We start from the raw sequence: 13,847 nt of genomic DNA on the forward strand, positions 1-13,847 counted from the left end.
AATTTCTTTTTCTTTAAATATTTGAAACAATGACTGAAGGAAATTTTGTTGACTATATAAAAATCTACGCATCTTCTGGTAAAGGAGGTCGAGGATCAGTACACTTACATCGTGAAAAATTTATTACCAAAGGAGGTCCTGATGGAGGAGATGGTGGTCGAGGTGGTCATATTATTTTACGTGGTGATAAAAGTATGTGGACACTTTTTCATTTAAAATTTAAACGTCATTTTAGAGCAGAACCAGGTGGTGATGGTAGTGCAAGTCGTAGTACTGGCCACGATGCTAAAGATATTATTGTTCCTGTACCATTAGGAACTATTATCCGTAATGCAGATACTGACGAAATTTTACACGAAGTTACGCACCACGAACAAGACATTGTTTTGTTACCAGGTGGTAAAGGTGGCCTTGGAAACTGGCACTTTAAATCGTCAACAAATCAAGCGCCACGTTATGCACAACCAGGTATTGATGGTACTGATGGCTGGTTTCGTATTGAACTTAAATTGTTAGCCGATGTTGGTTTAGTTGGTTTTCCTAATGCAGGTAAATCTACTTTACTCTCTGTATTAACAGCTGCAAAACCAAAGATTGCTGATTATGCATTTACTACTCTAAAACCAAATTTAGGTATTGTAGAACACCGTAATCACAAAAGTTTTGTAATGGCAGATATTCCTGGTATTATAGAAGGTGCTGCTGAAGGAAAAGGATTAGGGCATTATTTTTTACGTCATATTGAGCGTAACTCAACCCTATTATTTTTAATTCCTGCGGATAGTGATGATATTAAAAAAGAGTACGAAATTTTATTAAACGAATTACGTAAGCACAATCCTGAATTGTTAGATAAAGATCGTTTATTAGCTATTTCTAAATCAGATATGTTAGACGACGAATTAAAAGAAGAAATTAAACAAGACTTACCAGAAGGTATCGATGCCTTATTTATCTCGTCTGTAGCCCAATTAGGTTTACAAGAATTGAAAGATAAATTATGGGATGTATTAAATTAATATTCTTTCTACAATAAACTTTATGAAAAGCAACCTCAAATGAGGTTGCTTTTTATTCTTATTTTTTTATTATTAAATAATAAACGTATATCTTTAAGTACTTTACACAAAAGTAGGTTATTTTACTAATTTAAACACTCAAGTAAATGATCGAAAAAATCAGAAAGAATTCGGATTATATTTTGCTTTGTCTATCTCTAATAATTATTACATCAGTAATATTTTACTTATTTTTTAATTGTAAAATTATTGACGGAACAGATAAAATACTTGCTGCTCTGATTCTATTACTTCCCTTAATAGTAGGTATTTTTCAAATCTTATTAAATCAAATTAATTAAAAAAGAAATAAACTTTTTGAGCTTAGATACCAAGAACTTCAAAACCAAATAACATTATTACAAAAAATCACTAATTTGATTAGCGAGAATATAATAAATTATTCAATTACCAATATTGATGAATTAGTAAGTCAACTAATGAATCTTCTTAATGAGTTTATAAATTTCAATCGATTTCAAAAGGAGTTCTTATTCAAAGGGATTACTGAGAAAGAATCCGCAAAAAAACTAAAAGACATTTTACAGAAAATTCTAGAAAGAACTGATGAATTCAAAAAACAAATTGACGATAATAACAAAAACGAGTCTCCAAATATTGAATTTCATCAAATTAAATGGCATATTGATATTAAAGGCTATTTAAAAGAACATCACTTATAGATTACCTCAATGAATTAAAAAGTTTTCTAGAAGTACCATAATAATCTCTTATAAAGCAAAAAACGCCCGATGGGGCGTTTTCTGTTTCAATCCATATTCCATACTTTTTCAAAAATTTCTTTAAAAGCTATGTTTGAATCTTCATTGAAGCTTTTTTCAATATACAAATTCATTACTTCTACTCTATCTACAGCACTTGGGTGTGTAAATATTTCTGGTCCTAATAAAGATTGAACTACTTCTAAATTCTGTTTTAATTCTTCTCCATAAACTCTCTCTTTAGTTAGCATTAAATGTATGGCAATTAAATCTGCCAAATACTCTGCTTTTTTATAATCATTTGTTTCAATCCCAGAAGGTATTTGCGAACCTAATTCAAACTTTCCTGCTTGATTAAGTGTTACAATATGACCTATCTCATGAGATAAAACATAGACCTTTATATACTCTTTATCATAATCTACTAATCCTTGACTTGCTTCAATATAACCGTCTGCTGCTCCAGCATTAATAGAATTATCTTCTTTGTCTATCCTAAAATCATTAGGTATCCTTATATCTCTATACGAACTAAATAGAGGCTTTATTCTTTCTTGATACAATTTATTTAGTTGCTCTTCATTTGTCAACTCTATAATTATATCTTCGTTTTTTGTAGCACTTGTTTTACAGCCAATTAGTAAAATAGTTATTAATAATATGGTTAATTTTTTCATAATAATAAATTTGCATAAAAAAACACCCCTAAAATAAATTTTAAGAGTGCTTAACTAGGGGAAACATCAATTAATTCAAATATGTATATGTTACATTAGTGTTAATGAACCCAAATACTACATATGAAGCAGTTAAAGGATATCCGTCTGTATTATATGTATAAACTACAGGTGTATCAGTTGAAAAACTACCTTGTACAGGGTTATTTATATTAACCTCTGATAGGCCAACTCCTACATTAATTTTAGCATAAGATGAAGGATATAAACCTTTAAATGGATTATTTTTGTTGTCGTAGTTATTCTCTAATGTTTCTGCTCCAATTGTTGTTGTTTTAACATTACCTGAAGCATCATAAGTATAACTTGTATTTGTTACTCTATCATTCTCTTTGTTTATTCTTTCTTTTTTTTCTAATCTTTTATCATCATTATAAGTGTAAGAAAATGTGTAAGACTCGGTTCCTTCATCGGTCTGTTTAGCACTTATTATTAAGCCTTCATCATTATATGTATATATAACGCTTTGTGTATCTGACTCTCTTTTTATTATTTGATTTTTATCATTGTAAACATAGGTATAAGTTGTGGTAGTCCCTCCTGCTTCTTCTGAATAAGATTTCATAAAATTAGAAACATCATCATAAGTATAAGTCGTTTTGCTTTCGCTAAAATCGTCTTTAAAATGATAAGTTGCTATCTGTGAGCCACTACCCACTTCTCCACGAATGTTTATGGTTACGTTATATACTTTATCTGTACCGTTTTCGGCAGTAACAATAAAAGGCATTTCTTGTCCATCTACAAAACTTACAGCTTGCCCTGACGCAGGAACAATTGTAGCATTTTCAGATATCGTGATATTCGTAACCAAATCTGAAATGTTCGTTTTATAAGGAACACTAATAGTAATATTATTTCCTAAGTTATAAATAACATCATCTTCATTTAAGCCTTCAAAATTAATTTTGAAACTTGTAATACTATTTAACGATGATTGAGATACGTTATCTTTATCATCACTAGAACAACCTATTATTATAAGTGCTATAATTAAAGATAAAAAAGGGAAAACTTTTTTCATAATGTATATATTTAATTTGTTAATTTTTGAGTATCAATTATTTTAATCCGTTTGACACTTACCGGAGTTATATTTTAAAAATTGGGATTATTTATTTTAGCATCATTAGGAAATTGTATTACATACCGATCATCATTTTGTTGTAATGTATAATTTGTACCTTCATACCATTTAATTATTTCAGGCTGCAACGTTCTTTTTAAATCATTCCAACGATGTCCTTCAATTGCCAACTCACGCGCTCTTTCTTCTAATAATTCTTTGTAAAAATCTTCTTTATTTAAAGAGTTTATGAATGTTATATATGTAGCCATCTTAGATGGGGTATATCTATTTTCAGCTACTTTTAACAACTCTAATTTTGCTAAAGCTAATTCATTGTTTTGTAGATAGGCTTCTGATAAATTAAAATATAATTCAGCAACTCTAAAAGTTGACTTATACTTTAAATTTGCTGTTTTGGCTGGTCTATAAACGCTTCCGTCTTTCTTAAAGTACAAATTAAACCTTAAGTCATTTGTTCGATCATATTTATTTAATAGTTGATCTGAAACTGCAGCATTACTTGCTATATCAAACGATGATACTTGATCTAATGCTAAAATAGATTCTACAGAACTAAACTCTGATGGCATGATTGAGTCATCTATTTTTAAATCTTGTATTGTATTTTTTATAGCAAGTGCCTCTTTACTTGCGATGACAGCTTTTTGCCATTCTTTTTTATATAAATACACTTTTGATTCTAAGCTTTTTAATGCAATCTTTGAAAATCTATAGTTTAAACCAGTAGCTTGTTGTTCAATATTTAAACGTACTTCAGCATTAGAAAGATCATTTAAAATCTGTACATAAACTTCCTCAATTGATTGAATATCATATTTTTGATCTAAGTTATATTCAGTCACTATAGGAATACCGTTATCACTGTTAGCTGAAGTAGCGCTATATGCTTTTGCATATAAATTAACTAACTGAAAATATTGTAGTGCTCGTAATGCATAAGCCTCTCCTACCAACTGGTTAACAGCTGTTACGTCACCAGTAATTTCAGTTTCTTTTTCAATTACATGATTTGCATGAAAAATTATTTTATAGAAACTAGCATATGAAAAAGGAGTTGTTAATGGTGAAGTATTTGTATCATTCCATAAGTAAATATCTTCATATTGCGATGATCCTGGAGAGCTTTTACTCAACTGTAATTCATCAGCTCTATATGTTGTTAAAATATGATTATTTTTTTTCGTTCCGTAAGCTGTAGTTAAAAAACTTCTATAATCTTCTACTGATTTAGGTATTACTTGACCAACTGGCTCAATATCTAAATAATCATCGCATGAAACTAGCGTAATTATTGTTGCAAATAATATGTATATGTATTTTTTCATCTTTATATGTATTTTTTAAAAAGAAAGATTAAATCCGAAAGAAATAATTTTTGGTATTGGTTGTGAATATGAACTACCAAAAGTTTCTGGGTCAAAATATCCGTCATAATCTGTTCCGAAAACAAATAGATTTCTCCCTTCAAGGTTAAAACTTAACCTTGAAACATTCATACTTTCTAGATATTTACTTGGCACACTATATCCAAACTTTATACTATTAACTCTTATGTATGAAATTTTATCTATCCATATATCTAAGTCTCTGAATGTATTACCTGTATCATATGTGTGATACCAATTATACACTAAATCTGTTTCAAACCCAGGAGTTGTACTACCAATCAATGCAGGGTAATTTCCTGTACCTGCTCTTAAAATTTCTTTATTATAATTATAAGTAGGACTTACTTGTGTAGGATGGTATGTTGGTGTTCTTTTTACAGTTTGATTTATATTAAAATTAGTTGCTATACTTAGACTGAAATCTTTGTATTGAAACTTATTAATAAAACCTCCACTAAATTCAGGATCTGCATTACCTACATAAGTATATAAATTTCTATGCTCTTCTCTTGTTAACTGATTTCCATCAACCCCTTCTGATAAGTTATAAAAATCTACCGCTGTTACTTTATTACCATCTTTCCAAAATAATGGCAACCCATTGCTATCTAAACCTGCTGTTTTTATAGCGAAAACTCCGTTAACTCCATATCCTAATAAAGAAGGTTTAAAATCGTTGTCTTTTATTTGAATTTTCTCTACTCTATTCTTATTGTGTGATATATTAAAACTTGTACTCCACTTAAAATCGTCTTTTACTATATTTTTGGTATTAATAGCCAACTCAACACCTTTATTACTTAATGTTGCCCAATTTGTGTTAATAAAATTGAAACCAGATTCTAGAGGTATTGCTTGTAATCCAATTAAATCAGAACTTTTACGATAATAATAATCTGCTGATACGTATACTCTATTATTAAACAAACCTAAGTCAAACCCTACATTTGATGAGATTGTTTTTTCCCAACGTAAATCTTTGTTAGGAGCAGATATTACATTAATTCCTTGTTCAGAATTTCCTGGTAAAATAGTCTCATCTTTATACTCTCCAACCACAAAAGGAGATGTTGATTTATCTATATTTCCTTGCACTCCATATGAACCTCTTATTTTAAACTCTTTTATTGCCTCTATATCAAAAAAGCTTTCTTTAGCAACATTCCAAGAACCTGCAACTGACCATAAAGGTAAGTATCTAAACTCTGGGTTTACTCCAAATAAGTTTGAACCATCATATCGCAAGCTTCCAAAGATTGTATATTTTCTATCGTAAGTATACGAAGCTGTTCCAAAGAAAGATGCATATGCATTTTCGTTAATTGTTTTTTTGTAAGGGTTAAACAATTCATTTTCTAAAGCTCTTTCATCTGTTACTGGTATGGTTCTTAAAGTATTACTATTAAAACCAAACCCTTTTGTATGAATTTCTGTACGCTTGTCTTCTCTAAACTCGGTACCTAGCATCACATCAACTTCATGAATATTATTTATAGAAGTGTTGTAATTTAAAGTTGTTTTCCAATTGTATTGAAAAGCATCACTATTCCAATTTTGATTTATACCTCCTTGTGGCATAAAAAAAGCATCGTTCCCATCTTCATCTTGATATCTAGACCCAAATCTGTATTTTCTAGTATAGTAACTGTTTTTACCTCCAAACTTTTCAGTTTGATCAAAATCGAACTGCATACCTAACTGCGTGTACAATCTTAAAGTTTTATCAAATTTATATGTAAGGTCAATTATTGGTTTAATAGAATACGATGTAAGCTCTTGATTTGTATTCTGTCTTTCTTCTAAAGGATTGTAATTTAAATTTAAATCTGACCTTTCAATTAAATCTGGATCATAATTATAACTACCATCAGTATTATATGGTGCAAAATAAGGGTTTACTCTTCTTGAATAATTTGCGGGGTTTGTGTATGCATCAATCCCTGTAATGTATGATGTGCTTTTATTTCTACTTGCAAAAACTGATACTCCAATATTTAGCTTATCATTTACATCATAGTCATTTTTAAAAGTAAGGTTATACCTATTTAATCCAGTTCCTTTTGTTGTTCCTTGTTCATCAAAATACCCTAAAGAAAAATAATACCTTGATTTTTCACTTCCTCCTGAAAGTGTTAATCCGTACTGTTGATTTATTGCTGCTTGATACAACTCATTACCCCAATTAGTATTTTTATTTCTTAAATTATTAATAGCATTTTGTGCTAATGGGTTTATACTTAAAAAACCATTGTTTTGAAAGTTATCATATTCTCCGAAAGTTTGTAAAATACGAGACACTCCACCTCTTTCGCTTTGATATACTAAATCTGACCTACTTGCTAAACCTAATTCAAAGTCTACTTTTTCAGAAGCATTCATTAAGTTTAATTTATCAAAATTAGGTCTTAAAGTTAAAAAAGAACTTGCTTTAAAATTAATTCTCATTTCACCTTTTTTACCTTTTTTTGTAGTAATTACAATTACTCCGTTAGCTGCTCTTGCTCCATAAATAGATGTTGCTGAGGCATCTTTTAAGACTGTAATCTCCTCTATATCATCAGGATTTATACCTGCTATAGGGTACGATCTTAAATTATCAATATTATCTTTATCTGTAAAATCTTTAGGTATATCATTTCCCTGTAAAGGAATTCCATCTAAAACCCACAAAGGATCTGAAGAACCATTTAAGGTTGAAGTACCTCTAATTTGAATTTTTGCAGGAGCTCCAGGTGCGCCACTAGTTGGTTGAACAAGTACTCCTGAAATTTCCCCAGAAAGCATTTGATCAATATTAGCTGTACCAGCACGTTTAACATCATCTGTTTTTATTTTAACATAAGAGGAAGTCACTTTTCTTTCTTCAATCTTTTGATATCCTGTTACAATTACTTCTCCTAAAATTTCTTCCTTTTCTTCTAAAGAAATTATGAGATTTTTACTCTTATTCTCAACATTAATTTTTTGAGTTTCAAATCCCATATATGATATTATAATGTATTTTATATCTTTTGATCCTTTAAAGGAAAAATCCCCATCAAAATCAGTTGTCGAACCTATCATTGAAGCTCGAATAATACCATCTATATTGGTTTTACTACCAATCATTTTTGTTGATGCATAAACCGAAACACCTGGTAAAGGTTCCATTCTTGACGCATCTATAATTGTACCACTAATTGTTTTCGTTTTTTGTGCAAAAACAGAAAGTGAGATAAAAAATAGTATGTAAAATATTTTTTTGTTCATAATTATTAGTTATTCAGGTTATATTCAATTCTAGCTATCATATCATTATAATGGTTTTTTGTAGCTACATTTCCTTTCTTTCTTTTCTTTTTTAATAATTTTAAGATTTTTTCTAATTCTGCTCTTTTATTTGAACCTGCATCTGACACTCTGGGGATGTAAGTAAAGTGTACATTTTTAAAGTTCTTATGCTCATTTGTTAATGTTGTTTGTTTTGTTTTCTTCAATAATATGTTTCTATCAACAGTTAATACGTCAACATAATTTTTTTGAGTCATACGATCAAACATATCTAGAATTTCATTCTTAATTGTTTTTTTAAAAACAGCTTTAAAAAGTTTATTAAATAAATATTCTTCTGTAAAAACTTTTTTATTGTCAGGCGTTAACACTTTGTTTTCAGCAATTCTCATTAATCTATCTGTTTCAATAAGACGATAAATCATGTTTGTTTGATAGGCTCGATGCATTGAGACTGGAGAGTAAAATCGTTCACCATCTGGTGCATCTCTTACAGGGTATACTTTATGAATTAAATCTGGGGTAAACAGCCATTTTTGTGGCAAAATTGCTTTAGTTATTATATACTCTAATGATTTTTTTTGGACTTGTACAGGAACTGGCACAAAAGTATTTTTATTATCACCATAAATAGTATTGTTGATATAAATCCCTCCGATATTTGCCATAACGTGATTATTGTATAGTACCCACTGATCTATTACTGCTTTATATAACTTAGATGCTCTATAATAATCTTCTCCTTCCTCCTTTGTCCATGTTAAAATATTAGGAACAATTCTTTGTAAGTTTTTTAATCCGTACTCACTTGCTTTTACTGCATCATCACCTAAATCTTCACTTTGCGACCTTGGGTCTATAACCTTTCTTTGCTGTAGCTCATAAAAATATAATGGATCATTTTCATGTTTTCTTATCCATTGGTTTAGTATTGGTAATTCTTCATGAGGTGTTTTTCCTTCTAACCAACGGTACCCCCAATTAATAGCATACCTGTCATATACTCCTATTTTCGGACTAATTTCGGTTACATTATCACCTGGTTGAGCTACATAATTATAACGAGCGTAATCCATTATAGATGGTGCAGTCCCTCCCATTTTCTTAGTAAAACTGGCTGATCTTAATGAATCTACGGGGTAACTAAATGATGCTCCCATGTTATGTTTTAATCCAAAAGTGTGCCCTACTTCATGAGATGATACAAATTTAATAGACTGCCCCATTATTTCATCTGAAAAAACATTAGCTCTTGCTTTAGGATTTATAGGCTCTGTTTGAACACGAATCCATTGGTGCAGACCTTTCATTAAATTATGCCACCAAATGATATCTGACTCTAAAATTTCTCCACTTCTAGGATCTACTATTGAAGGTCCCATTGCATTTTGTCTTTCTGATGCCACGTAAGTAATTACAGAATAACGAACATCGTCAATGTCAAAATCTTTATCCTGTTTCATAACTTGCTTAACAACTACTGCATTTTTAAAACCAGCCTGTTCAAAAGCTTTATTCCAATCATAAACTCCATTTTCAATATATGATATCCATTTTTTTGGGGTTGCAGGATCTATATAATATACTATTTGTTTTTTAGGAATTACTAATTCTCCTTTTTTATATCTTTCGATATCTTCTTTTTTGGGTTCAAGCCTCCAGCGTGTAATTAATTCACGATGTTCTACTTCATGCTGATTATCAGAATAATAATCCATTGGTTTACTAAAGTAACCTATTCGTTTATCACCAAAACGCGGCTTCATTATATTAGTTGGCAACAAAACTATATTGGTAGTTACACCTACTGATAAAGATAATGCTGCACTTTTCCCTTCAGATACAGAAGTTGTTAAAAGAGATTTTACTACTATATTTTTAGAAAAAGTTTTTACGTTCTCAATCTTTGATAGTTTTGTTTTAACACTACCACCTAAACCTATATTTGACAATAAATCATTAAAACTTTTGTCGTTCCCGTCAAAAACTCTGTTTACTTTAATTAAAGCCGATGTTTTCTTTTCGTTTTCTGACTCAATTTTAAACCCCTCTATAATAGATTCTCCAAAATTATCATGTACTGAAAGTGTAATTGTATTATTTTTTGGAGAAGTTACTCTTGGGTTAATTGTTTTTACCCAAACCTTATTTAATACTGTATCTTTATAAAACCTAATTAATTTAGTTTCATAAGCCATCCCTTTATTTAATCCGTGTCCGTTTAGTGCATAAGGAACTTGAGAAACTTTATTGACAATTAAAAAGTCTTTTGATAATAACGAATCTGGAATCTCAAAATAGATATCTTCTTTTAATCTATAAACGTTAAACAATCCTTCTTTCTTACTTCCTTCTTTTTGTAATTTCTTGTACGAAACCTTGCTAGTACTTTTAATAGTATCTTTTTTCTCTTCTTTATTTTGTGCTGTTACTACTGTAGTAAAAAACACAAAGAATAAACCAAGTACTTTTAAATTATTAATGTTCTTCATTTGAGAATACCTCTTCATAAATTATTTTGATTAACCAGAAACCAAATGTAGAACTGAAGATGCTTTTTAAAAACTAAATGAGAGTGAAATAACTTTTTTAAGGAGTGAGTTTTATTATTTTGACAATAAAGGAAGATAACAATTAAATTTACCCCAAACAATCTCTGTTTTAAATGAATTTACATTATAAAATGCATAAAAATTATTCAAATAACTTAAACCGACACTGTAGCTTGCTTCTTTCTCGCCTTTTCTTGGATTATAATTGTTACTCACTATAATTATATCGTTTTCTATTAAAACTTCAACAAAAAGAGGGTTCTTTTTTGTTATCTCATTATGTTTAATAGCATTTTCTACTAATGTTTCTAATGCTAGAAATGGAATTTTATTGAATAATGCTTTATCTTCTTCGCTATTATCTACAATACTTAAGTTTATACTATTATTAAATCTGATTTTTTGCAAAAAGAAATACTGTTTTAAAAAATCTAGCTCTTCTTTAACAGTAGTAAAATTAGCCTCTCTTTCTTTTAATAAGTACCTATAAACTTCAGATAATTTTAGTACAAACTGCTGAGAGGTTGTTTTATCTAAACCTATTAGAGCATGTAAAGAATTTAACGTGTTGAATAAAAAATGGGGATTTAACTTTTTTCGCAACTGACTTAACTGTAATCGAGCATTTTTTTGTTGATACTGTTCATTACTGATAGCCAATCGTTTTCTTTCTTGCTCGTACTGAAGCGTTTTTAAATACTGACTTCTTAGTTGACTTCGGGAAAAAGCGAGTATTAACAAAAAGGTTAGTAATGCTAATAAACTCATCCATAGTAAATATTGCTTTATATTGTTTACAGACTCTTTAATAAAAATATTTAAAGGAAAACTTGTTATTAAAATCAATTCCGAGTTACCCACCTGTATAACATCATAATAACGCATTACTTCTAAATTCAAATATTCAGAAGTTACAGCTACTTTAACTTGATTTTTCTTTTTAAAATCCTGCTGTTCAAAGTTCTTGACAATCTGGCTCAACGAAACTTTATCAAAAAAAGAAGTTTCATATTTTCCTATATATCCTATTTCAGGATGTAGCATACAAACACCCTCTTTATTCGTTAAAGTAACATACCCTCCTTTACCACTATATTTTTGTGAAAAATAATTCCAGTACTTCAACAGGTTAATATCATAACCAAAAACAACGAAAGTGCCATCTTGCAATTTATGTTTGATAACCTTTCTGTAATATGTTTTACCTCTTAAATTTAAAATTGTATCAAAAACTTGGTTTTTATCTTCAAGAGATTTCGCCTTTTCTAATACACTTTTATTAGCATCCATACTACCAAAAAAGTAAGAATCTAAAACTTCATTATCGTCTAAAAAGTAAACAAAACTAATATCTATATTTTCTTCAGAGAAAGCTAATTCACTATTAAAAAGTAATCTATTTTTTAGCTCACTTCTATCTAAGTCATCACTACTTTCTATAATTTTTTGAGTATCGATAATGAATTTATTAAATTCATTAAAGTCAAATTGCAAAATACTTTCCTTTTCTTTTGCATATTGTTTTATAACAACCTCTATCAAGCTCTCAGCTTCTAAAGCTATTTTATTAGTTATTAATCTATATCCAATAAAAAACAATACGATTAACGATACACTTACTAAGAGATAATACTGATGCTTTCTTTTTTTTAACGGAAACTTCATAAAAACTAGTTATCCAACCACTTTTTAAATTCTTTGATTCTTTGAGCGCTCACTAAAAGCATTTCCTCTACATTTAAGCTTGGTTGTAATTCGATTTTTATACGATTATTACTGTATTTTGATATGTTATTAATCGCTGAATGCTGTAAAATATATTTCCTATTAATCTTAAAAAAGTATTTTTCAGATAGCTCTTCTTCTAAGCTAGAAATTGTCCCGTCATAAAGATAACTTTCATTATCAAAAGTAAATAAGAATAAATACTTTCCTTGTGCCATAAAATAAGCAACGTCTTCTCTTTTTATAGAAATAGATAAACTTCCTTTGGATACTAAAAAACGTTCTTTTTCTTTTTGATGCTGTATTTTGCTATTCATTTGCAATAGTAATTGCTCTAGCTTATCAGTATACCCTTTATTTTCATTAAGGTTTATGTATTTTTCTATCGCTTTGTTAAGTAATTCTTCACTATATGGTTTTAATAAGTAGTCTATAGCAAAAAACTGAAAAGACTTAATTGCGTACTCATCAAAAGCTGTTGTAAAAATAATAGGTGTTGAGATTTTTAAATTCTCAAAAATTTCAAAACTATAGCCATCGCCAAGGTGAATGTCGCTTAAAATTAAATCACAGGTATTTTCTTTAAGCCAAAGAATTGAATCTTCAACACTTTCCAATCGCTTTTTTACAGAAATTGAATGTGGACTTTTAAGCAATAAACTTTCTAAAGAAGAGGCAGCTAAATCTTCATCTTCAATAATAACTACATTCAATGTGTTCATTTCTAAATAAGGTTTTAAGGGATATGTTCAAAAGTATTAAATTATTTTAATACTATTAACGTCACTAATTATTTTATAAATAGATTAAAATATTCGCTTCGCTAGTACAAATTCATTTTTCCAATACGATTCATTCATTGAAGATATAATAACCCCTTTTGAAGTTGTTGAATGAATAAAAAATATTTCACCACTCTCTATTGAAGTTATTAAACCAACATGGTTTATTCCTCCTTTTAAACGAGCAATATCAAAAAAAAGCAAATCTCCTAATCTCACATCAACTAGCGAAATTTCTTTTCCTTTAGCACTCATAGCTTTTGATGAACGCGGTAATTGAATGCCTATTTTTTTAAAAGAAGTATTTACAAGTCCCGAACAATCCATTCCGTTTTTGGTTGTTCCTCCAGCCATATACGAAACACCATTATAAAAATTGGCAATTTCTAATAACTTGCTAATTTTAGTGCCTTCTATTTTTAGTTGATCGTTTGTTTTTTTCGATTCTTCACTCTCTTGATTCACAAATCGAAAAACGATAAAACCAATAATAATTAAAAATAAAATTTTATTCTTATACATT

General features: G+C 29.2%; 10 protein-coding genes. 2 read left to right on the top strand and 8 right to left on the bottom strand.

Annotation, left to right across the window (positions count from 1 at the left end; translation table 11 throughout):
* Positions 1-29: 29 nt before the first annotated feature.
* Positions 30-1,019: a GTPase ObgE gene (gene obgE / locus PG912_RS11080; RefSeq protein WP_260584959.1), complete on the top strand. Its 990-nt coding sequence runs from the start codon at positions 30-32 to the stop codon at positions 1,017-1,019.
* 416 nt (positions 1,020-1,435) lie between these two features.
* Entirely contained in the window at positions 1,436-1,741 is a 306-nt protein-coding gene (locus tag PG912_RS11085) for a hypothetical protein (protein ID WP_275687571.1), read from the top strand.
* 86 nt (positions 1,742-1,827) lie between these two features.
* On the opposite strand, the gene PG912_RS11090 is transcribed toward PG912_RS11085, so the two are convergent.
* The 8 genes from PG912_RS11090 to PG912_RS11125 form a co-directional block, all read right to left on the bottom strand.
* Positions 1,828-2,457: a M48 family metalloprotease gene (locus tag PG912_RS11090; protein ID WP_275687572.1), complete on the bottom strand. Its 630-nt coding sequence runs from the start codon at positions 2,455-2,457 to the stop codon at positions 1,828-1,830.
* 70 nt (positions 2,458-2,527) lie between these two features.
* Positions 2,528-3,541 carry a hypothetical protein gene (locus tag PG912_RS11095; protein ID WP_275687573.1) on the bottom strand — a complete coding sequence of 338 codons (1,014 nt, stop codon included), beginning with the start codon at positions 3,539-3,541 and terminating at the stop codon, positions 2,528-2,530.
* A 74-nt stretch (positions 3,542-3,615) separates the two neighbouring features.
* Positions 3,616-4,932 (bottom strand): RagB/SusD family nutrient uptake outer membrane protein, encoded by a 1,317-nt coding sequence (locus PG912_RS11100; RefSeq protein ID WP_275687574.1) that lies wholly within the window; start codon positions 4,930-4,932, stop codon positions 3,616-3,618.
* A 15-nt stretch (positions 4,933-4,947) separates the two neighbouring features.
* Positions 4,948-8,244, bottom strand: a complete 3,297-nt coding sequence (locus PG912_RS11105; RefSeq protein ID WP_275687575.1) for a SusC/RagA family TonB-linked outer membrane protein — start codon at positions 8,242-8,244, stop codon at positions 4,948-4,950.
* 5 nt (positions 8,245-8,249) lie between these two features.
* Entirely contained in the window at positions 8,250-10,757 is a 2,508-nt protein-coding gene (locus PG912_RS11110) for a zinc-dependent metalloprotease (RefSeq protein WP_275687576.1), read from the bottom strand.
* Positions 10,758-10,871: 114 nt separating this feature from the next.
* Complete coding sequence (locus PG912_RS11115; RefSeq protein ID WP_275687577.1) at positions 10,872-12,482, bottom strand: sensor histidine kinase; 1,611 nt, start codon at positions 12,480-12,482, stop codon at positions 10,872-10,874.
* Positions 12,483-12,487: 5 nt separating this feature from the next.
* Entirely contained in the window at positions 12,488-13,264 is a 777-nt protein-coding gene (locus PG912_RS11120) for a LytR/AlgR family response regulator transcription factor (protein ID WP_275687578.1), read from the bottom strand.
* A gap of 84 nt (positions 13,265-13,348) precedes the next feature.
* Complete coding sequence (locus PG912_RS11125) at positions 13,349-13,846, bottom strand: C40 family peptidase (protein WP_275687579.1); 498 nt, start codon at positions 13,844-13,846, stop codon at positions 13,349-13,351.
* Position 13,847: the final 1 nt, after the last annotated feature.

It is taken from the genome of Tenacibaculum retecalamus (assembly GCF_027941755.1).
Lineage (GTDB): Bacteria > Bacteroidota > Bacteroidia > Flavobacteriales > Flavobacteriaceae > Polaribacter > Polaribacter haliotis_B.

Coding starts and splice junctions, on each gene's coding strand:
- obgE (WP_260584959.1), top strand. CDS start 30: ATGACTGAAGGAAATTTTGTTGACTATATAAAAATCTACGCATCTTCT.
- PG912_RS11090 (WP_275687572.1), bottom strand. CDS start 2,457: ATGAAAAAATTAACCATATTATTAATAACTATTTTACTAATTGGCTGT.
- PG912_RS11095 (WP_275687573.1), bottom strand. CDS start 3,541: ATGAAAAAAGTTTTCCCTTTTTTATCTTTAATTATAGCACTTATAATA.
- PG912_RS11100 (WP_275687574.1), bottom strand. CDS start 4,932: ATGAAAAAATACATATACATATTATTTGCAACAATAATTACGCTAGTT.
- PG912_RS11105 (WP_275687575.1), bottom strand. CDS start 8,244: ATGAACAAAAAAATATTTTACATACTATTTTTTATCTCACTTTCTGTT.
- PG912_RS11110 (WP_275687576.1), bottom strand. CDS start 10,757: ATGAAGAACATTAATAATTTAAAAGTACTTGGTTTATTCTTTGTGTTT.
- PG912_RS11115 (WP_275687577.1), bottom strand. CDS start 12,482: ATGAAGTTTCCGTTAAAAAAAAGAAAGCATCAGTATTATCTCTTAGTA.
- PG912_RS11120 (WP_275687578.1), bottom strand. CDS start 13,264: ATGAACACATTGAATGTAGTTATTATTGAAGATGAAGATTTAGCTGCC.
- PG912_RS11125 (WP_275687579.1), bottom strand. CDS start 13,846: ATGTATAAGAATAAAATTTTATTTTTAATTATTATTGGTTTTATCGTT.